Source organism: Nitrospirillum bahiense, assembly GCF_007828025.1.
GTDB lineage: Bacteria > Pseudomonadota > Alphaproteobacteria > Azospirillales > Azospirillaceae > Nitrospirillum > Nitrospirillum amazonense.
Genome location: NZ_VITO01000008.1, coordinates 222,032 through 248,254 on the forward strand (window position 1 = coordinate 222,032; position 26,223 = coordinate 248,254).

At 69.1% G+C, this 26,223-nt stretch carries 20 protein-coding genes; 11 read left to right on the forward strand and 9 right to left on the reverse strand.

Going from position 1 to position 26,223, the window contains the following annotated elements; genetic code table 11:
* Positions 1-24: 24 nt before the first annotated feature.
* Genes FBZ88_RS14020 through FBZ88_RS14030 form a run of 3 tightly spaced genes read right to left on the reverse strand, consistent with a single transcriptional unit; the run spans position 25 to position 3,322 of the window.
* Complete coding sequence (locus FBZ88_RS14020) at positions 25-1,152, reverse strand: helix-turn-helix domain-containing protein (RefSeq protein ID WP_145617634.1); 1,128 nt, start codon at positions 1,150-1,152, stop codon at positions 25-27.
* A 4-nt stretch (positions 1,153-1,156) separates the two neighbouring features.
* Complete coding sequence (purT, locus tag FBZ88_RS14025; protein WP_145617635.1) at positions 1,157-2,332, reverse strand: formate-dependent phosphoribosylglycinamide formyltransferase; 1,176 nt, start codon at positions 2,330-2,332, stop codon at positions 1,157-1,159.
* Positions 2,333-2,350: 18 nt separating this feature from the next.
* Positions 2,351-3,322 carry a phosphoribosylaminoimidazolesuccinocarboxamide synthase gene (locus tag FBZ88_RS14030; protein ID WP_145617636.1) on the reverse strand — a complete coding sequence of 324 codons (972 nt, stop codon included), beginning with the start codon at positions 3,320-3,322 and terminating at the stop codon, positions 2,351-2,353.
* Between the two features lie 257 nt (positions 3,323-3,579).
* Between FBZ88_RS14030 and FBZ88_RS14035 the strand changes: the two genes are divergently transcribed.
* The 4 genes from FBZ88_RS14035 to FBZ88_RS14050 all read left to right on the forward strand — a co-directional run bounded on the left by FBZ88_RS14035 (position 3,580) and on the right by FBZ88_RS14050 (position 12,433).
* Positions 3,580-6,486 (forward strand): hybrid sensor histidine kinase/response regulator, encoded by a 2,907-nt coding sequence (locus tag FBZ88_RS14035; RefSeq protein WP_145617637.1) that lies wholly within the window; start codon positions 3,580-3,582, stop codon positions 6,484-6,486.
* Between the two features lie 314 nt (positions 6,487-6,800).
* Positions 6,801-8,975, forward strand: coding sequence for a TonB-dependent receptor (locus tag FBZ88_RS14040; RefSeq protein WP_246138657.1), 2,175 nt, complete (start codon positions 6,801-6,803; stop codon positions 8,973-8,975).
* 306 nt (positions 8,976-9,281) lie between these two features.
* Positions 9,282-10,664 (forward strand): L-serine ammonia-lyase, encoded by a 1,383-nt coding sequence (locus tag FBZ88_RS14045; protein ID WP_145617639.1) that lies wholly within the window; start codon positions 9,282-9,284, stop codon positions 10,662-10,664.
* A gap of 221 nt (positions 10,665-10,885) precedes the next feature.
* Positions 10,886-12,433 carry a TgpA N-terminal domain-containing protein gene (locus tag FBZ88_RS14050; protein ID WP_145617640.1) on the forward strand — a complete coding sequence of 516 codons (1,548 nt, stop codon included), beginning with the start codon at positions 10,886-10,888 and terminating at the stop codon, positions 12,431-12,433.
* Between the two features lie 40 nt (positions 12,434-12,473).
* Here FBZ88_RS14050 and FBZ88_RS14055 read toward each other — a convergent pair whose 3' ends face one another.
* On the reverse strand, positions 12,474-13,544 hold the full coding sequence (locus FBZ88_RS14055) for a bile acid:sodium symporter family protein (RefSeq protein WP_425465788.1): 1,071 nt from the start codon (positions 13,542-13,544) through the stop codon (positions 12,474-12,476).
* A 154-nt stretch (positions 13,545-13,698) separates the two neighbouring features.
* Between FBZ88_RS14055 and FBZ88_RS14060 the strand changes: the two genes are divergently transcribed.
* Positions 13,699-14,550, forward strand: coding sequence for a LysR substrate-binding domain-containing protein (locus FBZ88_RS14060; RefSeq protein WP_186464397.1), 852 nt, complete (start codon positions 13,699-13,701; stop codon positions 14,548-14,550).
* On the opposite strand, the gene FBZ88_RS14065 is transcribed toward FBZ88_RS14060, so the two are convergent.
* Complete coding sequence (locus tag FBZ88_RS14065) at positions 14,551-16,281, reverse strand: saccharopine dehydrogenase family protein (RefSeq protein ID WP_145617641.1); 1,731 nt, start codon at positions 16,279-16,281, stop codon at positions 14,551-14,553.
* 209 nt (positions 16,282-16,490) lie between these two features.
* Here FBZ88_RS14065 and FBZ88_RS14070 point away from each other — a divergent pair, with 209 nt between their 5' ends.
* From FBZ88_RS14070 to FBZ88_RS14085, 4 genes are all read left to right on the forward strand, one after another.
* A complete protein-coding gene (locus FBZ88_RS14070) occupies positions 16,491-17,699 on the forward strand; it encodes a dipeptidase (RefSeq protein ID WP_211102657.1) in 1,209 nt (402 codons plus the stop codon).
* Positions 17,700-17,865: 166 nt separating this feature from the next.
* Positions 17,866-18,447 (forward strand): TetR/AcrR family transcriptional regulator, encoded by a 582-nt coding sequence (locus FBZ88_RS14075; protein ID WP_145617643.1) that lies wholly within the window; start codon positions 17,866-17,868, stop codon positions 18,445-18,447.
* A 49-nt stretch (positions 18,448-18,496) separates the two neighbouring features.
* A complete protein-coding gene (locus tag FBZ88_RS14080) occupies positions 18,497-19,204 on the forward strand; it encodes a glutathione binding-like protein (RefSeq protein ID WP_145617645.1) in 708 nt (235 codons plus the stop codon).
* 44 nt (positions 19,205-19,248) lie between these two features.
* On the forward strand, positions 19,249-20,469 hold the full coding sequence (locus FBZ88_RS14085; RefSeq protein ID WP_186464398.1) for a YbfB/YjiJ family MFS transporter: 1,221 nt from the start codon (positions 19,249-19,251) through the stop codon (positions 20,467-20,469).
* Between the two features lies 1 nt (position 20,470).
* Here the strand turns inward: FBZ88_RS14085 and FBZ88_RS14090 are convergent, their stop codons facing one another.
* The 4 genes from FBZ88_RS14090 to FBZ88_RS14105 all read right to left on the reverse strand — a co-directional run bounded on the left by FBZ88_RS14090 (position 20,471) and on the right by FBZ88_RS14105 (position 25,057).
* Positions 20,471-22,069, reverse strand: a complete 1,599-nt coding sequence (locus FBZ88_RS14090; RefSeq protein ID WP_211102658.1) for an ATP-binding protein — start codon at positions 22,067-22,069, stop codon at positions 20,471-20,473.
* Positions 22,066-22,779 carry a response regulator transcription factor gene (locus tag FBZ88_RS14095; RefSeq protein ID WP_211102659.1) on the reverse strand — a complete coding sequence of 238 codons (714 nt, stop codon included), beginning with the start codon at positions 22,777-22,779 and terminating at the stop codon, positions 22,066-22,068. The genes FBZ88_RS14090 and FBZ88_RS14095 overlap by 4 nt, the downstream gene beginning before the upstream one ends.
* Positions 22,780-22,787: 8 nt before the next feature.
* Positions 22,788-24,335: a DUF4153 domain-containing protein gene (locus FBZ88_RS14100; protein ID WP_145617646.1), complete on the reverse strand. Its 1,548-nt coding sequence runs from the start codon at positions 24,333-24,335 to the stop codon at positions 22,788-22,790.
* A gap of 260 nt (positions 24,336-24,595) precedes the next feature.
* The gene (locus FBZ88_RS14105; RefSeq protein WP_145617647.1) at positions 24,596-25,057 is read right to left on the reverse strand and encodes a hypothetical protein; all 462 of its coding nucleotides are present in this window, start codon (positions 25,055-25,057) and stop codon (positions 24,596-24,598) included.
* A gap of 77 nt (positions 25,058-25,134) precedes the next feature.
* On the opposite strand from FBZ88_RS14105, the gene FBZ88_RS30260 reads away from it, so the two are divergent.
* Both FBZ88_RS30260 and FBZ88_RS14110 read left to right on the forward strand, forming a co-directional pair.
* Complete coding sequence (locus FBZ88_RS30260; RefSeq protein WP_186464399.1) at positions 25,135-25,305, forward strand: hypothetical protein; 171 nt, start codon at positions 25,135-25,137, stop codon at positions 25,303-25,305.
* Positions 25,302-26,162, forward strand: a complete 861-nt coding sequence (locus FBZ88_RS14110; protein ID WP_145617648.1) for a protein-methionine-sulfoxide reductase heme-binding subunit MsrQ — start codon at positions 25,302-25,304, stop codon at positions 26,160-26,162. The genes FBZ88_RS30260 and FBZ88_RS14110 overlap by 4 nt, the downstream gene beginning before the upstream one ends.
* Positions 26,163-26,223 lie beyond the last annotated feature (61 nt).

Genomic DNA, 26,223 nt, shown 5'->3' on the forward strand with positions numbered 1-26,223 from the left:
CCTTGACGCTCCGGTCCCGCGCGATCATGCCGGATTTGAAATCCGGCTAGCCGTTGCCACACGTTTCGACGGTTCGGCCAGGGCCTGGCGGCGATAGTCGCCGGGTGTCAGGCCGGTGTCCGCCTTGAAGGCGCGGTTGAACGGACCCAGGGAGCCGAAGCCCGCGTCCAGCGCGATGGTCAGGATGGGCACCTCGGCCTGTGCCGGATCGGCCAGCGCGGCCTTGGCTTCCGCCAGGCGGTAGTGGTTGAGGAAGGCGTTGAAGTTGCGATGGCCCAGGCCCTGGTTGATCAGTCGGCGCAGACGGTACTCGGGCAGGCCCAGCTCCACCGCCAGTTGACCGATGGTCAGGCCGTCGCGGCGATAGGCGCGGTCCAGGCGCATGGCGCGTTCCAGCGCCGTCACCCAAATGGGATCGACGGCGGCGGGCTCGGACTCCGGCGCCGGCGGCACGGCGGGAACAGGGGGGCACCGATCGTGGAACAGGGCCTGACCGCCGCCCACGCGCAGCAGCGACCACGCGATGATGCCGGCGATGGTCAGCAGGCCGGCCGCGTCCAGCAGGTTGCCGCTGGCGCCCGCGGCCTGTTCCCGCCCCGTCGAGGAAGGGCCCGCCAGGGTGGCCAGCGCCGTGACGATGGAATGCAGGGCCGCTGCGGCCACGATGAACAGCCGCAGGCGGCGGCGCGGCTCCACCAGGTCGGCGGCGGCCGTGGCCACGGACTGCCAGGCGGCCAGGCCAGCCCAGAGCAGGGGCTGCAGGTCCAGCACCAGGCCCAGGGGACGGGCCGCCGCATGGTGGCCCGGCACCAGCACCAGGCCTTGGGTGAGGCCCGTGGCCGCCAGCGCCAGCCAGACCAACCCGTGCCAGGCACGGGGGCGGAAGGCGTCGTCGAACAGGCTGCAGGCGAACAGCCAGAAAACGAAGCTGTTGGCCGTGGCCAGCCCCATCAGTGGCGCCGCGCCAACCCCGGCCCAGGCATGCACGCCGGCCAGGGTGCACAGGGTGTAGGCCGCACTGCCCACGGCGAACAGGGCGCCCAGCCGGGCGGCATTCACCCGGGGGTATTCCGCCAGCAGACGGCCGGCCAGCAGGACCAGCAGGCTGACCACGCCACCGCGCAGGAACAGGTCTAGGGCGGCGGCGTTCACGGCCTTAGTCGCGGTAGCTCAGCCACACTTTGTCGGCCACCCGCTTGGCCAGGGCGCGGGCCTCGTCGGCCGTGGCGCCTTCGGCCAGGGCTACGCCCATGCGGCGATAGGGCCGGGTGGTGGGCTTGTTGAAGATGCGCACCTCCACGTCATGCTCGGCCGTGCTCAGGGCCAGGGCGTCGGCCAGGCCTTCCACGCCGAAATGGCTGGAATCCTGGCTGGCCAGGATGACGGCGCTGGCGGTGGGCCCCCGCAGGGTGATGCGGGGAATGGGCAGGCCCAGGATGGCGCGGGCGTGCAGGTCGAATTCCGACAGGTTCTGCGACATCAGCGTCACCATGCCGGTGTCGTGCGGGCGGGGCGACAGCTCGCTGAACACCACGTCGTCGCCCGCCACGAAGAACTCCACCCCGAACAGGCCATAGCCACCCAGGTTGTCCACCACCTTCTCCGCCATGTCGCGGGCGGCGGCCAGGGCCTTGGCGTCCATGGGCACGGGCTGCCATGATTCCTGGTAGTCGCCACGTTCCTGACGGTGGCCGATAGGCTCGCAGAACACCACGCCGTCCCGCGTGCGCACGGTCAGCAGGGTGATCTCATAGTCGAAGGCGATGAACTCCTCGACGATCACCTTGCGGCGGTCGCCGCGCATGTTGGCCACGGCGTAGTTCCACGCGGCCTCCAGCTCGTCCGCCGTGCGCACCGTGCTCTGTCCCTTGCCGGAGGAGGACATGACCGGCTTGATCACGCAGGGCAGGCCGGTGTGCGCCGCCCCCGCCTTCACCTCGTCCAGGCTCTCGGCATAGCGGTAGCGCGAGGTGCGCAGGCCCAGCTCCGTGGCCGCCACCTCACGGATGCGGTCGCGGTTCATGGTCATGTAGGTGGCGCGGGCGCTGGGGACCACGGTGTGGCCGGCGGCCTCCATCTCCTGCAGCACCTCGGTGCGGATGGCCTCCACCTCCGGCACGATATAGTCCGGCTTGTGGCGCAGGATGGCGGCCTTCAGCGCCTCCCCGTCCAGCATGGAGAACACCTCGGACTCGTCGGCCACCTGCATGGCCGGCGCGCCGGCGTAGGCGTCGCAGGCCACGACGTGGGCGCCGTAGCGCTTGGCGGAGATGACGAACTCCCGGCCCAGCTCGCCCGAGCCCAGCAGCAGGATTTTGGCGGTCGCGGTCATGATGGCGGCGGTCCCGGCTTAGAAGTATTGGGAAAGGTTGCGGCGGATGCGGGCCAGCACCCCGTCCGGATCGCGGGCGGGCACGTAGGTCTCGCCCGTGATCATCTCATAGGCCTGGATGTAGATGGCGGCCGCCTGCAGCACCACGTCGCCCGGGATCTCCGGCACGTCGTCGGTGTAGGGATCGCAGCGCGCCACCACCCAGCTGCGCACGAAGTCCTTGTCGAAGCTCTCCGGCCGCTCCCCCGCCTCGAACTTGGCGGGGTAGGTTTCGGCGAACCAATAGCGGCTGCTGTCCGGCGTGTGGATCTCGTCGGCCAGGATGATGTTGCCGTCCTGGTCCAGGCCGAACTCGTACTTCGTGTCCACCAGGATCAGGCCGCGCTTGGCCGCCAGCTCGCGGCCGCGGGCGAACAGGGCCAGCGCCTTGGCCGACAGCTCTTCCCACTGGGCGGCGGTCAGCAGCTTGCGCTCCACGATCTCCGCCGGGGTCAGCGGCTCGTCATGGCCGCCGTCGAAGGCCTTGCTGGTGGGGGTGATGATGGTTTCGGGCAGCTTCTGGTTGGGGCGCAGCCCGTCCGGCAGGGTCACGCCGTACATCGTGCGCTCCCCCTTCTTGTACATGGACAGGATGGAGGTGCTGGTGGTGCCGGCCAGATAGTCGCGCACCACCACCTCGACCGGCAGGATGTCCAGGCGCTTGGCCACCACCACGTTGGGATCGGGATAGTCGATGACATGGTTGGGGCACAGGTCGCGGGTGGCCTCGAACCAATAGCGCGCCGTCTGGGTCAGCACGGCGCCCTTGTGCGGCACCGCCGTCAGGATGCGGTCGAAGGCGCTGAGGCGATCGGACGCGATGATGATGCGCCGGCCGTCCGCCAGGTCATAGTTGTCGCGCACCTTTCCCCGGTAGTGCCTGGGCAGTTCCGGGATGGTTGCGTCATCGAGGACGTTGGCGGGGGCGAGATCGGAAGGGGTGAGGTCCACCGGGCACCTGACGGGTTGCGGCGCGCCCCTCTCGGCCAAGATGCCGGGGCGCGGGGTTGGAATCGCGCGCGATCCTAGTGCGGCCGCGCCCGTTTGACCACTGCGCGGACGGCGGGGGCGCATCCCGCCGCAGGGTCATCTCGGGCACGGCCGGCCGCCGCGCGGCGCACCCGTGCCCTCTCCTCCGGTATCTATATATCGTGACCGCGTGCCGGGTTATTGTGGCGCCCTCGGGCCCGAACCACAGCGCCGGTTGGATGTCGCTACGCCTACGCCTCGCCTTGACCTTCGGTGTGCTGGTCGCCATGGCCACGCTGGCGGCGGCCATGGTCATTGGCGACCTCGCGGCCGACCGGGTACGCACCGATATAGCCCGCCAGATGGCCGACATCGCCTTCCAGACGGGCGACAAGCTGGACCGGGGCATGTTCGAGCGCTGGCGCGACGTGCAGGTTGCCGCCTCCCTCAACAGCGTCTTCAAGGCGGGGGCGGATGAGGCGCGGCAGCGCCGCTGGCTGGACCGGCTGAAGCAGACCTTCCCCTCTTACGCCTGGATCGGCTTCGCCGACCCCGGCGGCCGCGTCATGGTCTCGGCCGACCGGGTGCTCGAGGGGGTGGACGTGTCCCAGCGCCCCTGGTTCACCGCCGCGCGCGACCAGGGTTCCTATGCCGGCGACGTGCACGAGGCCAAGCTGTTGCAAAAGGTGCTGGCGGCGCCAGGGGCCGATCCCCTGCGCTTCGTCGATGTCGCCGCCGCCGTGCATGATGAGACGGGCGCGGTGCAGGGTGTGCTGGGGGCCCATCTCAGCTGGTCCTGGGCGGTGGAGGTGACGCGGTCCGTCCTGGGTGCCACGGCGGAGCGGTCCGGCGTGCAGGTGCTGGTGCTGTCCCAGGGCGGCACCGTGCTGCTGGGGCCGGAGTCCTTCCTGGGCCGGGAACTGACGGTGGCCCGGGGGTCCGATGGCCAGCCCACCGTCACCTGGCCGGACGGCAAGCCGGGCGACTTCCTCATCGGCGTCAGCCAGAGCAAGGGTTATCGCGACTATCCGGGCCTGGGCTGGTGGATCGTGGCGCGCCAGCCGGCCGCGGTGGCCCTGGCCCCAGTGCGGGAGTTGCGGCGCCTGGTCGCCTATGCCGGTGGCGCCATCACCTTGCTGGCGCTGCTGCTGGGCTGGTTCGCCGCCGGGCAACTGGCGGCCCCCATCGTGCGCCTGACCCGCGCCGCCGAACGCCTGCGCCTGCGGCCCATTCCCGAGACCGGGGATCAGGAGGATCCGCTCGCGACATTGCCCGTCGTGGCGGGGGATCGTGAGATCGTGTCCCTGGCCGACAGCCTGCGCACCGCCTTCGCCACCGTGCGGGCGCAGGCCGGTGAACTGGCCCAGGCCAACGCCACCCTGGAAAAGCGGGTGGAAGACCGCACGGCGGCGCTGGCCGCCGCCAACCTCCGCCTGATGGACGACCAGATTCGCCTGGAAGGCCAGGCGGCGTCGCTGGCGGCCCTGGCGGAGGAACGGGACCGCGCCCGTGCCGTGGCCCAGGCCGCCAACCAGGCCAAGTCCAATTTCCTGGCGGCCATGAGCCACGAGGTGCGCACGCCGTTGAACGGCATCCTGGGCATCGCCCAGCTGCTGCTGGCCGGTCCCTTGCCGCCGGAGGTGAGGCCCCAGGTGCGCACCCTGCAACAGAGCGGCCAATCCCTGCTGACCATCGTCAACGACATCCTGGACGTTTCCAAGATCGAGGCGGGCAAGTTGGAGTTGGAGGAATTGGCCTTCAGCCTGGAGGATCTGGTGGACGGCGTGCGGCGCCTGATGCTCCCCGGCGCGCTGCAGAAGGGCCTGTCGCTGACCGTGGCGCTGGATCCAGCCCTGGGTCCCGCCTATCGCGGCGACCCGGTGCGCCTCCGCCAAATCCTTCTGAACCTGGTCAGCAACGCGCTGCGCTTCACCGACAGCGGCGGCGTCACCATCACCGTGGCGCCCGCGGCGGGTGAGGAGGCAGGTTTGCTGTGCTTCTCCGTCACCGACACCGGCGTGGGGCTGTCACCCGCCCAGGCCGGCCGCCTGTTCGAACGCTATGTCCAGGCGGATGAGACCATCTCGCGCCGTTATGGCGGCACCGGCCTGGGCCTCGCCATCTGCCGCGACCTGGTGGACCTGATGGGCGGGCACATCGGCGTCGACAGTCATGAAGGGGCGGGCAGCCGTTTCTGGTTCACCATCCCCCTGGCGCCGGCCAGCGCCGAGGAGGCCGCCCGGCTGGCGCTGGACGCGGCCGCGGTGCTGGACGTGGCCCCCGACGCCCCCATTTTCGGGGATGACTCTATCCCTGAGGGCGTCCATGGGGACGGGCGCGCCGCCGGCCGTATCCTGCTGGTGGAGGACAACGCGGTGAACCAGCAGGTGGCCTTGCTGCTGTTGCGCCGCGCCGGCTACAGCGTGCGTCTGGCCCATAATGGTCAGGAGGCGCTGGACATCCTGGCCGAAAAGGGGGGCGCCGGCGACCCCATCGACCTGGTGCTGATGGACATGCAGATGCCGGTGATGAACGGGCTGGAGGCGACGCGCCGCCTGCGCGCGGCGGAGGCCGGCACCGGCCGGCGGGTGCCGGTCATCGCCCTCACCGCGCACAGCCTGTCCGACCGGGCCGACGACCATCTGGCCGCCGGTATGGACGACCATCTGGTGAAACCCTTCGACCACGGCCAGTTGCTCGACCGTGTGGCCTTCTGGCTGGGTCGCGACCAAGCCGTCTCAACACCAGCCGCAGCGTCACCGCCGCCCTCTGCCCCGCCGCTCCAGCCGGACGCGTCCATTTTCGATCCGGCCGTGCTGGGCCGGTTGTCGGCCCTGGTGCCGGCGCCGCAGTTCCGCGTCCTGGTCCAGGAGATGGTGACCAACGGCTTGGCGCGGGTGGACCGCATCTGTACCCAGGCCGCCGCCGGCGATGTGGGCGGCCTGAAGCGTGAGGCGCATGACCTGATCGCCACCGCCGGCAGCGCCGGGCTGGGCCGCCTGCAGGCCTTGGCCCGTACGCTGGACACCGCCTGTGCCGAGGGGGACGCGGACCGGGCCCGCCTCCTGGCCGGCACCATCGCCGCCGTGGGCGCCGCCGACTGGCGCCGGGTGTACGAACTGGTCCCCGACGCCGTGGCGTCCTGAGGGACGGCGGAGCCTTGCGCGCCTGGTGCCACGGCCGCAACCGGGCCGTCCTCCTGCGACCTTCTGTCTTTTGCTGCACCTGCGCTTTCCCGTTGACGCACCCCGGTAGGCGGGTTAGAACCGAGTTACGTTATACTATAACATAACGAAAACTTGGCAGTTCGGGTCCTGTCTCCAGCCCACCCAGCCGCTCTTGCCGGCCGCTCCCATTCCTGGGTGCGGAAACGGGGGCGGTTGGCCTGGGCCCAAGGGGGCGGCATGAAGGGAACAGGGGCCGCCCGCGCTGGGGCGGCCTTCACGAAAGGTGGGAAGGTATGGCTTTCAAGGTGGGGCGCGCCGGGGTGATGGGCGCCATTCTGTTGGGTTCGGTCAGCACGGTGGCCCTGGCCGCGGATAATCCCGCCGGTGACGCGGCGGCGGAGCCGGCCGGCGCCAGCGGCCAGCTGGGCAACAGTTCCGCCAGCGGCCCGGTGCCCGAGATCGTCATCACCGCCAAGCGCCTGCTGGACGCGCGCAACAGCATCCAGCCCGACTTGGGCGCCTCCACCTACAAGCTGGACGAAAGCGCGCTGGAGGCGCAGCCCGGCGGTGTGAACAACGGCCTCAACCAGGTGATCCTGCAGGCGCCGGGCGTGGCGCAGGACAGCTTCGGCCAGTTGCACATCAGGGGTGAGCACGCCAACGTCCAGTACCGCATCAACGGCGTCATCCTGCCGGAAGGCATCAGCGGCTTCGGCCAGACGCTCAGCCCTCGCTTCGCCCACAGCGTCAGCCTGGTGACCGGCGCTCTGCCGGCGCAATACGGCCTGCGCACCGCCGGTATCATCGACATCCAGACCAAGTCCGGCGCCTTCGACAACGGTGGCGACATCAGCGTCTACGGCGGCAGCTACAACACGCTGCAGACCAGCTTCGACATCTCCGGCTCCTCGGGCAACCTGAACTATTTCGCCTCGGGCGATTTCAAGACCAGCGGGGTGGGCATCGAAAGCCCCGACGGTAGCGGCAAGCCCAACCACGACCGCACGGAAAACGGCCGCGGCTTCGTCTTCCTGCAAGACATCCTGGATCCCGACACTCAGGTCAGCCTGATGGCAGGGACGGAGCGCGGGCAGTTCCAGATCCCCACCCGCTCCGGCCAGTCGCCCAGCCTGGGCTATAACTTCAACGGCCAGACCGACTACCCCAGCGACAGGATCGACGAGAACCAGCGGGAAATCACCCACTACGCCGCCGCGACATATCTTAAGGCGCTGGATGCGGTGACGGTCCAGTCCTCCGTCTACGGCCGCTACTCCAGCCTGTGGTTCAAGCCCGACCCGGTGCCGGACCTGCTGTACAACGGCATCTCGCAGGAAGCCTACCGCCGTTCCATCGCCGGCGGCTGGCAGACGGACGGCAGCTGGGTGGTCAACGACCACCATACGCTTCGCGCCGGCCTGCTGCTGCAGGTCGAGCGCTCCTCCGGCATCACCAATTCACAGGTGTTCCCGGTGGACGACGCCGGCAACCAGATCGGCGGCAGCCCCACCAGCGTGCACGACACCTTCGGCAAGACCGGCTACAGTGAAAGCATCTATCTGCAGGACGAATGGAAGTTCGCGCCGGATTGGACCCTGAACGTCGGCGGACGCTTCGACAGCTTCCAGCAGTTCGACAGCGAAAGCCAGTTCAGCCCCCGCGTGAACCTGGTGTGGCAGGCGACGGCGGGCACGACGGTGCACGCCGGCTATTCCCGCTACTTCACCCCGCCGCCGTTCGAGCTGGTGTCCAACACGGCCGTCACCAAATACGCCGGCACCAGCGCCGCCGCCGCCAGCAGCATCAACGACGCGCCCAAGGCCGAACGCGCCAATTATTTCGACGTCGGCATCGAACAGAAGCTGACCGACGCCCTGACCGTGGGCCTGGACGGTTATTACAAGAAGTCCAAGAACATGCTGGATGAGGGCCAGTTCGGCGCCCCCATCATCCTGACGCCTTTCAACTATGACGAAGGCACGCAGAAGGGTGTGGAGCTGTCGCTGACCTATGCGGTCGACAACTTCCAGTCCTACGCCAATTTCGCGGTGTCGAAGGCGGAGGGCAAGAAGATCGTCTCCAGCCAGTTCAGCTTCAGCCAGGATGACCTGGACTACATCTCCAACCACTTCATCCCGGTGGACCATGACCAGCGCTTCACCGCCTCGGCCGGCGCCAGCTACCGCATCGACAGGACGCTGCTGACCACCGACTTGATCTACGGTTCCGGTTTGCGGGCCGACGGCGCCACGCCCAATGGCGCCGCCCTGCCGGGGTACGTCCAGGTCAACCTGGGCGTGGTGCAGACCCTGGATCTGCCCACCGTGGGCCTGATGGACCTGCGCTTCGACGTCATCAACCTGTTCGATGAGAAGTATGAGATCCGCGACGGAACGGGGGTCGGTGTGGGCGCCCCGCAATATGGCCCGCGCCGCGGCTTCTACTTCGGTGTGACCAAGACGTTCTGACCCTGTGACCGACCTGGGCGTCCCCGCCCGGGGTCGGCCTCACGGGACGGAAGCCCGAGGCCCCTCGACACCTCGGGACGCCTTGGTTGGGCGGAACACGACAGCCTTGCCCCCTGACAGCGGGCCCGGGAAGGACAGCCTTCCCGGGCCCGCTTCATTTTAAAATATATCAAATTATATGATGTGGCGATGCCTGTGGCGGGCATCCCGTGAACCCTGTATCAAGGCGCCTGGCGGTTGAACGCCCGCGGGGGCCCGTGAATGGCGGGCCGGCGGGGTGGCCCGCACGGAAATAAGGCTACGGGCATGAGCATCAGCGTCTTCGAACTGTTCAAGGTGGGCGTCGGCCCCTCCAGCTCCCACACCATGGGGCCCATGACGGCTGCCTGCCGCTTTGTCCGGCGCGTGGCCCAGGGTGGGCGCCTGGCCGCCGTGGCACGGGTGGAGGTGCAGCTCTACGGTTCCTTGGCGCTGACCGGCCGGGGCCATGCCACCGACACCGCCGCCATCATCGGCCTGACCGGCCAGATGCCGGCCGACGCCGACCCCGACGCCTGCGCCGCCTTGGTCGCCCGTGTGCTGACCAGCCGGCGCCTGCCGCTGAATGGCGCGGACGGCCATGAGATCGACTTCGATGCCGAGCGCGACATCCGCTGGGAAGGCGGCAGCCAGCTGCCCTTCCATCCCAACGCCATCACCTTCGTGGCCTTCGACGCGGCGGGCGCGGAGCTGACGCGCGGCACCTACTACTCCGTCGGCGGCGGCTTCGTGCTGGATGAGGATGAGGCGCGGGCCAATGCCCCCGCCAACCCGGGCCCGACCGTGCCCTATGATTTCGCCAACGCCGACCAACTGCTGGACATGGCGGCCAAGGGCGGCCTGACCATTGCCGAGCTGATGCGCGAGAATGAGCGCGCCGGCCGCACGGACGCGGAGATCGACCAGGGCCTGGACCGCATCCTGGGCACCATGGACGCCTGCATCGATCGTGGCATGCGCGAAACCGGCATCCTGCCCGGCGGGCTGGACGTGCCGCGCCGCGCCGCCAAGATCCATGCCCAGCTGCTGCAGCGGCAGGAACGCATGCTGCGCGACCCGCTGTCGGTCATGGACTGGGTGAACCTGTGGGCCCTGGCGGTGAATGAGGAGAATGCGGCCGGCGGCAAGGTCGTGACCTCCCCCACCAACGGGGCGGCCGGCATCATCCCGGCGGTCCTGCGCTATTACGAGCGCTTCCACGACCCCGACCGCCGCCGCCTGCACATCTTCCTGCTGACGGCCGCCGCCATCGGCGGCCTGTACAAGCGCAACGCCAGCATCTCCGCCGCCGAGGTGGGCTGCCAGGGTGAGGTGGGGGTGGCCTGCTCCATGGCCGCCGCCGGCCTGACCGCCGCCATGGGCGGCACCAACGCCCAGATCGAGAACGCGGCCGAGATCGGCATGGAGCACAATCTCGGCCTGACCTGCGACCCCATCAAGGGCCTGGTGCAGATCCCCTGCATCGAGCGCAACGCGATGGGCGCCATCAAGGCCATCGACGCCGCCCGCCTGGCCCTGATGGGCGACGGCACCCACAAGGTCAGCCTGGACCGGGTGATCGAGACCATGCGGCGCACCGGCGCCGACATGAAGGACCTATACAAGGAAACGTCCCTGGGTGGCCTGGCGGTGAACCTGCCGGAGTGCTGAGAGGACGAGAGGCGCCACCGGTTCGTTGGGCGGACGGGTGGCGGGGCCGCAGTCGTCGCCATTTGCGCCGCCTAGGGATGGTCTGTATAAGAAATTAGCCGAAACCACCCGGAATAAGCAGGCTTCTTGCAGGCGAACATGCATGCGTGACGTCTTATTGGCTATTTGCTTGTCATGATCATCATATATTCTGGGAAAAAATCTGAGGATAGAGTGGGGTCATGGGGGAAATAAGGCGAGTAGATATCAATAATATTCTTGCCATCGCATTTTGGCCTGTCGGTGTAGTTGTTTCTCTCGTTGGCGTCCTTTACGCATTGGCACATCCGCACATTAATAGTGGCTATTACTCGTCAGATGGTCTTTATGTTTTGTCGTTCTGGCAGGCGGTGCGCGATCACACGCTAAAGACCTTTCATTTTTCGCACCTGCCCGACATTTTTCCTGAGCATCTCATCATCATTCCACTGTTGGAGATGGGTGTTCCGTGGAAGGTGGCTTTTTTCCTGTTCTGTGTCTTGTCTGTCCTGGGATTTCTTGCGGCCTGCCGCGTCGTTCTGCGGGGCCTGCAGGTCGGCGTTGCCGGCCAGTGGCTGATGGTCGCCCTGTTCGCGGGGCTGGCGGCTCGCCGTGATCTGGCACACCTGCAGTTCATCGCCATCGGTGTTCATCTCGGCTCATTCGCGCTTTCCTTCATGATGGCGGCCTATGCCCAGTCGCGACTGCACCGACCCTGGACGATTCCGGCTTTGCTGGCCTGGAATGTCGCGATCTGCCTGGCGGCTTTTTCAGACGCGCTGTTCGTGTGGGAGTTCGTGCTGCCCTTCCTGGCCGGCCTGGCGGCGATGGCGATAGCTGGGCGAGCGCCCTGGCGCTCCGCCGCGATCCTGGGCATCTCGGCGGTGGCTGCCACCGGGTTGGGGGTGGGGTTGCTGCATACGCTGCCCATCAGTCCGTTCCCGCCGGCGACCCTCAGCGTGGTGCTCGAGCGCGCGCGCCTGTTTGTGGCGTCGGCCCCCCCTGAGATGATGGTGGAACTGTTTGTGCCGCTGGTGTTCGCCCTGGTCGCCTACCTGGCCCGTTTCTGGTTCGGTGGCATCGAGGGCGCCGCTTCGGGCCAGGTCCGGCGGAGGACGGACGCTGAGTTGTTCTCCTGGCACTTCGGATTGATCGCCGCGCTGGCCACCCTGGCCGTCACCATGGCTGCCTATGAGGAGCAGGGAACGTTCCGCTACACCGCCGCTGCGTGGTGGTGGCCGCCGCTGCTGTGCATCGCTGCGGTGCGCGACCAGGTCAACCGGAAGGCCCCATGGGTCACGTCCGTAGCGGCGGTGACCATTACGACGTCCGTGGCGCTGGCAGCGATACTTCCATTCCCCAAAGTCTTCTTCAACGAGGATTTGGCACAGTGCCTTGAACGCGAGGGCGCGAATTTCCCTCTAAAGTCCGGGTTGGGGCACTATTGGGTTGCCCATCCGGTGACAGTGTTCACCGAATCCCGGGTGTTCGTCTCCACTGTTGATGGCAGCGGCGACCCATGGATGTGGCTTAACAACCGCACCGACTATTTCAACGACAGTAAGATGACCGCGCCGCGGGAATACAATTTCGTCATCATGCGTTATCTCGACCGGGGGGCGGTTCAGTCGCGTTACGGGGAACCGGATGACGAAATTCACTGCGGAAGCGATACAATCCTATATTATCGGGATTCAAAGCGCCTGACCGACTATGTGGCGCAATGGATGGCGCAACACCCGAAAGCGTAAGGGGGGGCACAATCTCGGGTGCCGGCCCCGATTGCCCCCGTCACTCCGCCGCCACATACCCCGGCGGATGGTTGCTGGCATAGCGGCGGGCCAGCACGGCGCAGACCATCAACTGGATCTGATGGAACAGCATCAGGGGCAGGACGATCATGCCCACGGCGTGGCCGGCGAACAGTACGTTGGCCATGGGGATGCCGCTGACCAGGCTTTTCTTCGAACCGCAGAACACCACGGCGATCTCATCGGCCCGCGACAGGTGGAACCGGCGGCTGATGACGGTGGTCAGCACCAGGATCAGGGCCAGCAGGCCCCCATCCACCAGCACCACCTTCAGCAGGCTGGCCAGGTCCAGCTGGTGCCAGATGCCCTCGTTCACGGCGTGGCTGAAGGCGCCGTAGACCACCAGCAGGATGCTGGCGCGGTCCACCGGGCCCAGCACCTTCTTGTTGCGGGCCACCCAATCCCCGATGCGGGAGCGCAGCAGCTGACCCAACACGAAGGGCAACAGCAACTGCACGAAGACGGAGGTCAGGGCGTCGGCCGAGAAGCCGCCGCCCGCCTTGGCCAGCAGCAGGCCCACCAGCAGGGGTGTGATCACCATGCCCAGCAAGTTGCTGGCCGAGGCGCTGCAGATGGCCGCCGCCACATTGCCGCCGGCGATGGAGGTGAAGGCGATGGACGACTGCACCGTGGACGGCAGGGTGCAGAGGAACAGGACGCCCAGGTACAGGTCGGGCGTCAAGATATCCAGGTTCACCAGCGGCTTCAGCGCCAGTCCCACCAAGGGGAACAGGGCGAAGGTGCACAGGGTCACCAGCAGATGCAGCCGCCACTGCGTCAGCCCGCCGATCACCGCCTCGCGCGACAGGCGGGCGCCGTAGAGGAAGAACAGCAGGAAGACGGCCACGTCCGTGGCCCCGTTGGCCACGCCGATCATGCCGCCCTTGGCCGGCAGGAACGAGGCCAGCACCACCGTGCCCACCAGCAACAGGGTGAAGGTGTCGGGCTTCAGGCGCGCCAGCCACAGCAGGACCGTGGAGGGCTTCCGGGAAGAGGGCATGGACGGGCCGGGAGCGGTTGTGGTGGGGGCGGTTGCGGCGGGGACGGACATGGGCTGACAACCTTGTACGGGCGAGGGGGCGGGGGCAAGGGGCGGAACAAGATGACGCACCATCATAAAGTGCTGGACGGTCCATCTTGAAGACTGCTTACAATTGTTATTGTGATCGTATTTATGAATGACCGTATCGTCGCCGGGGATGGATATGCTGGACACCACGCTGTTGCGCACCTTCATGGAAGTGGCGCGCGCCCAAGGGTTTACCGAGGCCGGCCGCCGGCTGGGCCTGCGCCAGTCCACCGTCAGCCAGCAGATCGGCCGGCTGGAGGAGGCGGTCGGCCGCCGCCTGTTCGTGCGCGACACCCACACCGTGCGCTTGACGGCGGATGGCGAGGCGCTGGTGGAATTCGCCCGCGGCATGCTGGAGCTGGAGGAGCGGGCGCGGCAGCACTTCGCCGGCGCCGACCTGCGCGGCCGGGTGCGGCTGGGCGCGGGGGAGGACTTCGTCATCTCCCATCTGTCCGACGTGCTGGCCGCTTTCGTGCGCCGCCACCCGGCGGTGGACCTGGAGCTGACCGTGGGCCTCAGCGGCTTCCTCTACCAGAAGCTGGACGCGGGCGAGCTGGACCTGGTGCTGGCCAAGCGCCGCCCTGGGGACACCCTGGGCCGCCCGCTGTGGCGCGACCGCTTCGTCTGGGCGGGGCGGGAGGGGGAGGTGCTGGACCCCGCCAAGCCCGTGCCGCTGGTATTGTACACCCCGCCCAGCATCAGTCGCTCCGTGGCCTTGGAAGCCTTGGAACGCCACGGCCGCCCCTGGCGCATCGCCTGTGTCAGCGGCAGCCTCAGCGGTTTGCGCGCCGCGGCCTTGGCCGGCTTGGGCGTCACCGTCCAGCCGCGCGCCATGCTGCCCAGCGGCATGGCGGAGGTGCCGCACCTGCCGCCCCTGGTGGATGTCGAATTCGTCCTGGCCGGCCCCGGCGCCACGGGGCGCGGCCCGGCGGCGGCCCTGGCCCAGGCCATCACCGATAGTGCGGTGAGGTTGCAGGGGGCGGCGTGATCAGCCGGGCCCCAGCCATCCCCGGTCCAGCCACCCCCGGTAATGCACGATCAGTCCCGCCAGCGGATGGCTGAGTCGGACGTCGAAGTGGAAGCGGTCGCCGCCCGGCGTGGGCGCCACCGTCTCGGTGGCGTCGCTGCGCGGTGCCAGCCACAGGGGCAGGGGCAGGCCGAACAGGGTCCAGCGGCGCAAGGCCAGGGTCACGCCGTCGGCGCCGGCCACCAGGGCCATGGCGAAGGCGGCGGGGCCGAAGCTCTCCACCACCAGATGCTCGTTGCGGCCTTGGCCCCGGCTTTGCCGGCTGGCGAAGCGGCGGCCGGCGAAGTCGCGCGCCCACAGCTCGCCGTCCTCTGCGGTGCGGCTCAGGGTGACGGTGACGGGCACGTCGGTGCCGCTGGGCGGGAAGCCCACCAGCAGGGCGGCCAGGCGGGCCAGCGGGCTCCGCCCCCGGGTGACGGCGGCGCGGCCGCGCCATACACCGGGCCCATCGGTGGGCAGGGTATGAAGGGCGCGCCAGGCGGCGGGCTGCCGGTCCCAGGCCTCGCGCCCCATCACCTGGGCGAACAGGGGCGCCTCCGGCCTGGGGCCATCGCGCACGCCGGTGTGGATCTCGCGGGGGGCGAACAGGGGCTGGTAGTCCGCCAGATCCAGGTCGGTGACGGCGGCGCGGGCGCCGGCGGGCGGGGGCGACCCCGCCAGCCAGCGGCGCACCAGGGCGGCGGCCGGCATGGCGGGAATGTAGGGGCCGTCATCACCTTCCGCCACCATGTGCCAGGATCGGCTGGCGGACTGGCCTTCAGCGTCGCGTCCCGTGACCTCGACGACCATGCCGCCGCGATGTTCCCCCCAGCGGAGGATGCCGGCGCCCCAGTGGAACAGGGGCGCCAGGGGCAGCAGGCTGGGCAGTATCCTCAGCCGCACCAGCCAGGCCAGCGTGGTCATGATCCGGTGCACGCTTTCCGGCCGCGTGCCCGCCCCCACCCAGATGTCGCGCAAGCCCGGCCACAGGGGCGGCAGCACCCGCAGGTCCGGCACCTCCACCAGGGCGAAGCGGGTGTTGCGCAGGGGCAGGATGCCCGGTGGGGCGATGGTGCGGCGCCGCACCTCCGTCATGGCCTGGCCCTGGGTCCAGGCGCCGTCGCGCATCAGGGGCACGGGCCGCCCGGCATAGCTGGCGATGGCGCGCAGCACGTTGGCGCCCACCACGGCGTAGGGGGAGGGGGCGACCCCGGCCATGAGGCCCGTCACCGCCGTCCAGCCCTGGGTCAGATGGCGCGCCGCCGCCGCCGTCAGCACGGGGAAGCTGCTGACCCCCGACAGCACGGGAACGCCGCCCGCACGGGCGGCCCCGTCAAAGGCCTGGATGCCCATGACGAAGTCGGCGCCGTCCGCCAGGTCCAGATAGGGCAGGCCCAGGTCCAGGCAGGCCTGCACCACGCGGTAGGGCGCATCGCCATAGACCTGGAAGGGGCCGGTGGCATCGATCACCAGGTCGGGCGCGGCGGCCGACAGCTGGGGCGTCAGGTCACCGTCGCGGTCGAAGGCCAGGGCCGACAGCCGGGTGGCGCAGCGTGCCCGCGCCAGGGCCGCACAAAAGGCGGCGGCCTTGCCCGCCGACCGGCCGGCGATGACCAGGGTCAAGCCCGGCTCATCCGCCAGCAGGGTGGCGATTCGGCCGCCGAAGGTGCCGTAGCCGCCGATGATCAGGACCCGTAGGTCCGGTTTGGACATTCGTGCATTTCCCTTCCCGTGGCCGCAGGCGGCGCCCGTCATCAAGGCACAGTCTGGCGCGGATCACAAACGGTGGCCGGGCGGCGGGATCGCGTGCTGTGGAAAGGGGCACGTCGTCCTTCCTTTTTCCCAGGCTTTGCGCAATCGTGAGGGCGGCGACCCGGCGGCAGGGCGGGCGCCTGACGGGAAATGGGGACCGGATGACGATAATGGATCGCCGCGCCGTGCTGGCGGGGGCAATGGTGAGCTTGGGCGGCGGGCTGGCCGCCGGCCCGGTACGGGCGCGCAGTCGCGCGCCCGACGCCTCTGCCGGAACCCTTGCCGGCAAGCCTGTCGCGGAGACCCCCTTGCGTGCGCCCGTCATCAATTTCCTGGGCGGTTTCTCCAACCCCAATATCGCGGTGGATGCCGCGCTGGACCCGCAGTCGGCGGCGGCCCGGCTGCCGGACACGCCGCAGGCCAAGGTGGACGCCCGCGCCCTGGCCGATGTGCGCCAGTCGGGCCTGACGGCCGTGAACCTGACCCTGGGCTACGTTTCCGGCCCCATGGACCCGTTCGAGTACACGGTGCGTGACATTGGCCGTTGGGACCGGCTTATCCGCCAGCATCCCGGCGCGCTGCGCAAGGTGTACACCGCCGCCGACATCGTCGCGGCACAGGCCCAGGGCCAGCTGGGCGTCATCTACGGTTTCCAGAACGCGGTGCAGCTGGGCAACGACCTCGATCGGGTGGATCTGTTCGCCGATCTCGGCGTGCGCATCATCCAGCTGACCTACAACCCCGCCAACCCGCTGGGCGCCGGCTCCATGGCGCCCAATACCGGCCTGACCGATTTCGGCCGCCAGGCGGTGGAGCGGCTGCAGGCCGCCCGGGTCATGGTCGACCTGTCGCACAGTGGTGAGAAGACCTGCCTGGACGCCCTGGCCGTGGCCAAAGGCCCCATCACCATCAGCCACACCGGCTGCCGCGCCGTGTGCGACCTGCCGCGCAACAAGACGGATGCGGAGCTGCGCGGCGTGGCCCAGGGCGGCGGCGTGGTCGGCATCTACTTCATGCCCTTCCTGACGCCGGACGGCCACGCCAAGGCCGAGGACGTGGTGCGCCATATCGAGCACGCCTTGGACGTCTGTGGCGAGGACCACGTGGCCATCGGTACCGACGGCGACGTCACCGGCATCGACGACCTGGACCGCTACCGCGCCGTGTTGCGCGAGGAGATCCGGCAACGCCGCGCCGCGGGCATCAGCGCCACCGGCGAGTCCGAGGACACCTACCCCTTCGTGGTCGATCTGCGCGGCCCCGGCCAGTTCACCCACCTGGCCGACCTGTTGTCCAAGCGCGGCCACAAGTCCGCCCGCATCGACAAAATCCTGGGCGGCAACGTCCTGCGTTTCGCGCGGGACGTTTGGGGGGCGTGAGGGCACCACTCAACGGCGCCGCGGCCTTCCATCCCACGGCACAATGATTTTCACGCGACGGGGCTTGCGTTCTGTATCGAGTGCTCTAATTTAACTGAAGCGAGCGATACAGAACCGCCCCGCATGGGCATTCGGCGGTTCTTTCCGGATTTGGGGAGAGACCGCCATGGCGCGGCCGCGTGAGTTTGATGAGGTGACGGCCCTGCAGGCCGCCGTTGATGGATTCTGGTCCCAGGGCTATGGCGCCGCCAGCACCCGGGATCTAGCGGCGCGCATGGGGCTGACCACGGCCAGCTTCTACAACGCCTTCGGCGACAAGCGCGGCCTGTTCATGAAGGCGCTGGACCAGTATCTGAGCGGGACGCTGAGCCAGCGCATCGCCCGGCTGGACCAGTTGCCGCCACGCCAGGCGGTGGCCGGCTACCTGGCCGATGTCGTCGAACGCTCCCTGGGCGATCCGCAGCGGCGGGGCTGCATGCTGATCAACGCCGCGCTGGACGTAACGGCCCAGGACCCGGACATCCGCGAGGAGGTGGCCAGCGGCCTGGGCGAAATCCGCGCCTTTTTCCTGCGCCACCTGCGCGCGGGCCAGGCCGACGGCACCATATCCCCCGCCCAGCCGGCGGAAGACTTGTCCCATTTGTTCCTGAGCGTGGTGGTGGCCATGCGCGTCATGGCGCGCCTGCATGCCGACCGTGACCAGCTGGAGGGTATGGCCCGCCCGGCCCTGGCCCTGCTGGACCTCTGAGAGTGGCCCCCCGAGAACCCCAACATCCGCCCGTCCCGCGAGGTATCCGATGATCGAGCTTTATTACTGGCCCACCCCCAACGGCCACAAGATCACCCTGTTCCTGGAAGAGGCGGGGCTGGACTACACCATCCACCCGGTGGACATCAGCGCCGGTGACCAGTTCAAACCGGACTTCCTGGCGTTCTCCCCCAACAACCGCATGCCGGCCATCATCGATACGGCACCGGCCGATGGGGGTGAGCCCATCACCGTGTTCGAAAGCGGCGCCATCCTGCTGTACCTGGCGGAAAAGACCGGCCGCTTCATCCCCGCCGATGTGCGCGGACGCAAGACCGTGACGGAATGGCTGTTCTGGCAGATGGGCGGCCTGGGGCCCATGGCCGGGCAGAACCACCACTTCGTGCAGTACGCGCCGGAACGCATCCCCTATGCCATGACCCGCTATGTCAACGAGACCAACCGCCTGTACGGCGTGCTGAACCGCCGCCTGGCGGGGCGGGCCTTCGTGGCGGGCGACGACTATTCCATCGCCGACATAGCGATCTATCCCTGGATCGTCCCGTGGCAGCGGCAGCAGCAGAACCTGGACGACTTCCCCGACCTGAAGCGCTGGTTCGAGGCTGTGGCCGCCCGCCCCGCCACCATCCGCGCCTATGCCAAGGGGGAGCCCCTGCGCAACCGCCCTACGGTGACGGAGGAGGGGAAGAAGATCCTGTTCGGCCAGACGGCCAATAACTCACCCACCATCAAATAAGGCTTGGCCGTTCAAGGCCGGCCGCAGCAAAGGCAGTTCATCCCATGTCCACCTCCACCACCGGGGACGGCGCCGTCCCCCGGAACGCCCCCGGCTTGTCCGCCGCATCCTGGATGGCCGCCATTGCTGGGCTCAGCGGCAGCCTGGTCGCCGTCGGCCTGGCGCGCTTCGCCTACACGCCCCTGATCCCGCCGCTGATCGCCGCCCGCTGGTTCGCGGCCGGCGACGTGGTGACCCTGGGGGCGGCCAACTTCGCCGGCTACTTGGCGGGCGCGCTGTTGGGCCGGCCATTGGCCGCGGGCCTGACCAGCCGTTGGACCCTGCGCCTGATGATGCTGGCGGTCACCATCGCCTTCTTCGCCTGCGCCTTCCCCCTGTCGGTCGGCTGGTTCTTCGTCTGGCGTTTCCTGTCCGGACTGGCCGGCGGTGCCATCATGGTGCTGGTGGCCACATCCATCCTGCCGCACATCCCGCCGGCCAGGCGCGGGCTGGTCAGCGGCATCATCTTCGTCGGCCTGGGGCTGGGCATCGCCGCGTCGGGCACCGTGGTGCCGGCCCTGCTGCGCCTTGGCCTGGTGCAGGCCTGGATGGGACTGGGCAGCCTGGCGCTGCTGCTGACGGCCGTCAGCTGGTTCGGCTGGCCGGCGCGGGATCTGCCCGCCCCGGTGGCCAACCCGGGCGAGGCGGAGGGTGGGCGCACCGGCGGCATCCTGCGCGTGCTCTACGCCGAATACGCCCTGAACGCCCTAGGCCTGGTGCCGGTCATGGTGCTGCTGGTCGATTATGTCGCGCGTGGCCTGGGCCGGGGGGCGGATGTCGGCGCGTTCTATTGGGTGCTGTTCGGCGTTGCCGCCATCGCCGGACCTCTGGTCAGCGGCCCCATGGCCGACCGCCTGGGCGCGGGACTGGCCTATCGTTTGTCCCTGGCCCTGCAGGCCGGGGCGGTGGCCCTGCTGGCGGTCAGCGGCCATCCCGCCGCCATCGCCGCCGCCACCGTCGTGCTGGGCATTTTCACCGCCGGCATCGTGCCCCTGGTGCTGGGCCGCATCCGCGAGTTGCTGCCCCACAGCCATAAGCAGCAGCAGGCCGCGTGGAGCTGCGCCACGACCGCCTTCGCCCTGTTCCAGGCGCTGGCCGGCTATGGCTATTCCTACCTGTTCAACCACAGCGGCCAGGATTACGCCCTGATCTTCCTCTGTGGCGCGGTCGCCCTGGTGGTGGCGGTCATCGCGGACACCGCGGCGGCGCTGGGTGGGCGGAAATAACTCAAGCTCGGGGTAGGGTCACCTCAAACACCGCCCCGCCGCTTTCCGGCGCATCGCCTAGGCGGATGTCGCCGCCATGCGAGCGCAGCAGCGACTGCACGATGTGCAGGCCCATGCCGGTGCCGCCGCTGTCCCGCCGGGTGGTGAAAAAGGCGTCGAACACCCGATCGCGGTTGGCGGGGGATATGCCGTGGCCGTTGTCGGCCACGGTGACCACCACCGCCCAGTCGCAGAAGGCCACGGTGATGTCCAGCGCGGTGGCGCCGTGGTGGCCGGCATTGTCCGCCAGGTGGCCGAACAGGATCATCACGTTTTCCGCCGACATGGCGACGGCGGCGTCCTCGCCGCCGGCGGTCAGCGCCAGGCCGGGGAACTGGGCCGCCAGTTCGGGCCAGACGGCGGCCAGGCTGGTGCGGCCGCCGCGTACCGGGTTGTCCGCCTGGGCCAGGTCGCGCAGCCGCTGCACCAGGGCCGTCAGGCGGCGGGTGTCGGCCAGGATGTTGCCCAGGAAGCGCCGGCGCTGGCTGGCGCCCATGGCCGCCTCGCCGTCCATATCGTCGTGTAGCAGCTCCGCCGCCCCTTGGATGCCGGTCAGGGGCGATTTCAGCTCGTGGCTGACATGGGCGGCGAAGGTGGTGATGTAGCGCGACCGGTCGGACAGGCGCTGTGCCATGTCGTGGAAGCTCTGCGACAGCAGGGCGATTTCCCGGGTGCCGTAGTGCGGCGCGTCGGCCGGCCCCTCATCCAGGCCGCGGGTGCCCAGTTCCCGCGTCTGGCGCACCAGCTGGTGGATGGGGCGGGTGATGGTGCGGGAAAAGACGAAGGCGATGATCAGGATGACGGCCAGGATGCAGCCGCCGGCCAGGGCCACCTTGCGCCGTTCCCCGTACAGGTGGCGGAAGATGTTGTTGGGCGTGCGCGAGGCGTAGATGACGCCAGCCACCCGGTCGCCATCCTGGGTATGGGCGATGACGGGCAGGGCCACGAACACGCGCACGCCCGTCCCCCGGCTCATGGAATAGAGCGGCGGCGGCTCGTGCTGCGACCGGCGGACGCGCAAGGTCGCGTGGTATTGCCCGGCCAGGGCGCCCGCCACTTCCGGCACGTCGGCCAGGGACAGGCCCACCTCCTCCGCCCCCGCCAGGATGGTGCCGTTGAAGTCCAGCACCCGCACGCCGGCCAGCATCTGTTCCTGCGCCCGCTGGGCAATGGCATAGATCCGGGACCCGATGGCCTGCAGGGCCGGGTCCACGGCGGCGGTCGCCAGCAAGGCCGCCGGCCGGGCGCCCAGCACGTCATCACTGGTCAGGTCCAGCGCCGGCTCGATGGGGTGGAAGCGCTCCTCGGGCGCCGGGGATGTGAGGGGGGTGGGCGACAGGGTCGGCGGCGGGTCCAGCCGCTCCACCGCGTCGGCGTAGGCGGCGGCCAGCACGCTGGCCTGGGCGATCAGCTCCGCCTCCGTCTGGCGCACCAGCTGGTTCTCATAAAGGCGGAAAAAGAACAGGCCGGCCAAGGGCAACGCCGCGACCGCCAGCAGCACCGCGACCACGATCATGCCCAGCGACGGGCGCCATTTGGCGCGGACCCGCAGGGGCGTCACGGCGCCGTGCCCGTGGTGCAGGGGCCCAGGCGGAAGCCCACGCCATGCACCGTTTCCACCGCATCCTCGCACCCCGCCGCCTGGAACTTGGCGCGGATGTTGCGCACATGGCTGTCGATGGTGCGGTCGGAGACGTGGATGTTGTCCGGATAGGCCGCGTCCATCAGCTGGTTGCGGCTGAACACCACCGCCGGCCGGCTGGCCAGGGTCTTTACGATCAGGAATTCGCGGGCCGTCAGGCCCAGCTCACGCCCCGCGACGGTGGCGCGGTGGCCGGCGCTGTCCAGCGTCAAGGCGCCCCGACTGATGGGGGGCGCGTCCTCCTGCGGCGTCGCCACCATTGGCGCGCCCCGGGCGCGGCGCAGGATGACGTTGACGCGGGCCACCAGCTCACGCGGGCTGAAGGGCTTGGTGACGTAGTCGTCGCCGCCCATCTCCAGCCCCAGCACGCGGTCGATCTCCTCATCCCGGGCGGACAGGAACAGGATGGGCACGTCGGACGCGCGGCGCAGGCGACGGCAGACCTCCAGCCCGTCCATCTCCGGCATGCCCACGTCCAGCACGACCAGGCTGGGCGGGTTGCGGGTGGCCAAGTCCAGGGCGTCCACCCCGTTGCCGGCCCACTCCGCCGCCATGCCGGCCTTCTCCAGGGCGAAGCACAGGACGTCGCGGATGTGGGGATCGTCGTCGACGACAAGGATGCGGTGCATGATGCCCATCATGGTTGGCTCGTCTGATCGATACCATCTGGATGGGCGGCCAGATAGTCCCGCAAGCCCTGGTCGCGCGCTGTCCAGCTGCGCCAGCCGGCATGGCGGGTCAGGAAGCGCTGGGCCAGGGCTTGGCGCAGGGACTCGACGGTCGCGCCGGAAGCATCGCCGGCCCCGGCCCGGCTGTGCAATGGCAGGGCGATGTAGCGGTCCAGCGCCGGGATGGCCTGCGGCCCCAGCCGGCCCAGATACGCCCAGTCCAGGTCGGGCCCGCCGCCTGCCGCCTCCCGGCAATGGCCCACGTTATACGTGGCGATCAGGGCCGGGATGTTGACCCAGGCGGCGCCGTACAACAGGGCCACGGTCGCGGCCAGATTGGCGCCCACCAGCCAGCGGTTGGATCGGCCCAGCGCCATGCGCGCCAGGATCAGCCCCAGGCCAACCGCCACCAGGACCATCCACAGGAAGGCGGCGACGCGCAGCCCGGTCAGGGAATAGGCCGCCACATAGGCCGACAGGCGCAGCATGGCCGACAGCACCAGCAGGATGTTCTGCGCGATCCAGACGACGATCAGGCGGCGCACGGTGCCGGTCACCGGTGGCCGCTCCAGCGCCACCAGCACGAACAGGGCGGCCAGCAGGGCGGTCAGGACCAGGGGATAGGCCCCCTGGTGGGCGTAGGCCGCGTAGGTCACGCCCTCCGGCAGGTCGTGACCGGTCCAGAGATAGTAGACGTCCATCGCCGACTGCAGGACGAACAGGGCGTTGAACAGGGCCAGCGCCCGCACCACCGTGGCTGGTGACAGCAGCAGGGCCAGCACGGGATCGTCCTGCTCCTCCTCCGGCCCCGCCAGGGCCGGCGCCGGGACAGGGCCGGCTAGACCGGTGACCTTGACGAAGGGCCACAGCAGGGCCAGGACCACCATCCAGAAGACGATGCGGCCGGCGTCGATGTCTCCCAGGAAGGCCAAAGGCAGGCGGTCCACCCACAGGCCCAGCACCGGGTTGGCCGTGGTGAATAGCAGGCAGAAGATCAGGCCGAGGCCTGCGGGCAGGACCCAGCGGACGGCCGCGGCGACGATGGCGCTGCGCCGGATATGGTTCACGCCCCATTCCAGGGCCGCCAAGCTGTCGCGTCCCAGGCGCCAGGGGCCCAGCACCAGCATGGCGCCCACGGACTGTACCCTGCCCTCCAGGCCGAACGGCCAGCGCCCCGTCAGGTGCAGCAGGCAGGCGGCTATCGCGGGAATGGCCAGCAGCAGCGACAGCGGCGTGACGGCATCGACCAGAAGCGCCAGCACGGCCACCAGCGTGACCGCCGCCGTCACCCAACGGCCCATGCCGCCCGCCGGCGGATTCAACAGCAGCGCCCCGCCGCACAACAGGGCCAGGAAAGCGGGCAGGGCGATGCCCAGCGGTGCGTCATAGAACAGGGCGGTGGCCAGGGTTGCCAGACCGGCCAGCATGATGCCGCCGGACAGGCGAGGGGCGGGCAAGCCGGGGGCGTCGCCGCCGGGCGCAGCACCGGCGGTCGTGACGGGGGTGGTATCGGTCATGGGGCCGGGGTCTTCCTGGTCTTGAAGGGCAGGATGACGGCCGTCGGGCCCCAGGATCCCGGGCGCGGGTTCGCCGCCAGCCACCAGCCGTCGCGCAGGACGCACGGCGGCAGGGGGACAGACGTGGGAGTCAGGGGTGGGGTTCCGGCGGGTGTCATGCCGCCGTTATGCGATGCGACCGTGCAGCCCTGCGGGCGCCGGTCAGCAGATATCCAGCGTCTTTTGTGCAGATTCTGTGCAGACGGTTGCCTGGCGCCGTGTCACTTCGCCTTGATGGTGATGGTCAGGGTATCCGTGTAATTGCCGGCGATGGTCTTGGCGTTGCCGGCGATGGTGACGGCCACGGCGGCCGTCTTGGCGAAGGTGGCCTTGGACCGGGTGACGGAGACGCTGCCGCTGCCGTTGCCGGTGGTGCCGTCGTAGAGGGTGGTGAAGGTGACCGTGTTCTTGCCTGACTGCAGCTTGCCATTGTTGGCGGAGTTGACCGTGATGGTGTAGCCCTTGGCATCGTTGCAGTTTTCAACCACGCTGCCCACCTGGCGCTTGGTCTCGCCGCCCACCACATCCAGGGCGACACCCAGATCGGTGACATCCACGGTGCATGCGGTGACGACGGTGGCCTTCAGGCCGATGGTGTTCCTGGCGGTGGCGGCGCGGGCCGGCGCGATGGCGGCGGTCCATGCCAGGCAGCCCAGGATCAGGGCTGTCAGCAGGCGGATCATGAAAGGTCCTCGGTTCCGATGGGGCTTGCAGCCCTTTTGGGGAGTAGTTAACGCAAGGACCGGGCCAGGTGCGGCGGATGGCCGCGCGCGGTACGGTAAATAAGGAATTAATTAGGGATGACGGTTCGGCCTATCCCTCTGAAAAGGCGAAGATAATGCGTTATGCAACAGAAGTGTCCGGCGCCTTTGCCATCAGTTTTGCAAACAGTATTGCATATCGCAGCGGTTTCGCCGGAGATCGGGCATGAACTGGCGTCTGTGGCAGGACCGGGCCGGCCGCTATTCCTGGCTGATGACCCTGGCGCTGGCGGGGCTCTGCCTGCCCATGGCACTCATCGGCTATGACGCCATCATGGGACAGCTGGGTCCCCGGCCCTACAACGCCTTCATCCATGAGGTGGGCGTGTGGACCTTCCGCTTCCTGCTGCTGTCGCTGCTGGTGACCCCGCTGGCGCGCATCGCCCGCTGGCCGGCGCTGATGACCGTGCGGCGGCGCATCGGCGTGGCCGCCTGCCTCTATGCCGTGGTCCACTTGGCCGGCTATGCCGCCGACCAGTCGCTGGACCTCTTGCACATCGCGTCCGAGATCGCGCGCCGCGTCTACCTCACCATCGGGTTCGTGGCGCTGCTGGGCCTGGTGGCGCTGGGCATCACCTCCACCGATGGCATGATCAAGCGGCTGGGCGGCCCGCGGTGGCGCCGGCTGCACGCCCTGGTCTATCCCATCGCCGTGCTGGGCCTGGTCCATTATTTCCTGCAGGAAAAGGCCGACGTGACGGTGCCCACCCTGATGGCCGGCTGGCTGGCCTGGCTGCTGGCCTACCGCCTCCTGAACCGCGTGCTGCCCGATGGGCAGGCACGCTCGGTCCCCGTGCTGCTGGGGCTCAGCGTCCTGGCGGCCGTCGGCACGGCGGGGGCGGAGGCATTGGGCTTCTGGGCCGTGCGCCACCTGCCGCCGGGTCTGGTGCTGGAGGCCAACCTCAGCTTCGACTGGGATGCGGGCATCCGCCCCGCCTGGTACGTCCTGGCCGGCGGCCTGGGCCTGACCCTGGCATCGGTGGTGGGCGACCTGAAACAGCGCGCACGCCGGCTGGCGCGGGCGTAGGTGGCCGCTGCCTAGGCGGCTTGACCCTAGGGCGGGCGATACGATAAAAGCCGCTCGGCAA

What these genes read in the sequence shown, in the direction of transcription:
- purT (WP_145617635.1), bottom strand. Translation starts at nt 2,332, where the DNA reads ATGACCGCGACCGCCAAAATCCTGCTGCTGGGCTCGGGCGAGCTGGGC.
- FBZ88_RS14035 (WP_145617637.1), top strand. Translation starts at nt 3,580, where the DNA reads ATGTCGCTACGCCTACGCCTCGCCTTGACCTTCGGTGTGCTGGTCGCC.
- FBZ88_RS14040 (WP_246138657.1), top strand. Translation starts at nt 6,801, where the DNA reads ATGGCTTTCAAGGTGGGGCGCGCCGGGGTGATGGGCGCCATTCTGTTG.
- FBZ88_RS14045 (WP_145617639.1), top strand. Translation starts at nt 9,282, where the DNA reads ATGAGCATCAGCGTCTTCGAACTGTTCAAGGTGGGCGTCGGCCCCTCC.
- FBZ88_RS14050 (WP_145617640.1), top strand. Translation starts at nt 10,886, where the DNA reads ATGGGGGAAATAAGGCGAGTAGATATCAATAATATTCTTGCCATCGCA.
- FBZ88_RS14055 (WP_425465788.1), bottom strand. Translation starts at nt 13,544, where the DNA reads ATGTCCGTCCCCGCCGCAACCGCCCCCACCACAACCGCTCCCGGCCCG.
- FBZ88_RS14060 (WP_186464397.1), top strand. Translation starts at nt 13,699, where the DNA reads ATGCTGGACACCACGCTGTTGCGCACCTTCATGGAAGTGGCGCGCGCC.
- FBZ88_RS14065 (WP_145617641.1), bottom strand. Translation starts at nt 16,281, where the DNA reads ATGTCCAAACCGGACCTACGGGTCCTGATCATCGGCGGCTACGGCACC.
- FBZ88_RS14070 (WP_211102657.1), top strand. Translation starts at nt 16,491, where the DNA reads ATGGATCGCCGCGCCGTGCTGGCGGGGGCAATGGTGAGCTTGGGCGGC.
- FBZ88_RS14075 (WP_145617643.1), top strand. Translation starts at nt 17,866, where the DNA reads ATGGCGCGGCCGCGTGAGTTTGATGAGGTGACGGCCCTGCAGGCCGCC.
- FBZ88_RS14080 (WP_145617645.1), top strand. Translation starts at nt 18,497, where the DNA reads ATGATCGAGCTTTATTACTGGCCCACCCCCAACGGCCACAAGATCACC.
- FBZ88_RS14085 (WP_186464398.1), top strand. Translation starts at nt 19,249, where the DNA reads ATGTCCACCTCCACCACCGGGGACGGCGCCGTCCCCCGGAACGCCCCC.
- FBZ88_RS14095 (WP_211102659.1), bottom strand. Translation starts at nt 22,779, where the DNA reads ATGCACCGCATCCTTGTCGTCGACGACGATCCCCACATCCGCGACGTC.
- FBZ88_RS14100 (WP_145617646.1), bottom strand. Translation starts at nt 24,335, where the DNA reads ATGACCGATACCACCCCCGTCACGACCGCCGGTGCTGCGCCCGGCGGC.
- FBZ88_RS14105 (WP_145617647.1), bottom strand. Translation starts at nt 25,057, where the DNA reads ATGATCCGCCTGCTGACAGCCCTGATCCTGGGCTGCCTGGCATGGACC.
- FBZ88_RS30260 (WP_186464399.1), top strand. Translation starts at nt 25,135, where the DNA reads ATGGCCGCGCGCGGTACGGTAAATAAGGAATTAATTAGGGATGACGGT.
- FBZ88_RS14110 (WP_145617648.1), top strand. Translation starts at nt 25,302, where the DNA reads ATGAACTGGCGTCTGTGGCAGGACCGGGCCGGCCGCTATTCCTGGCTG.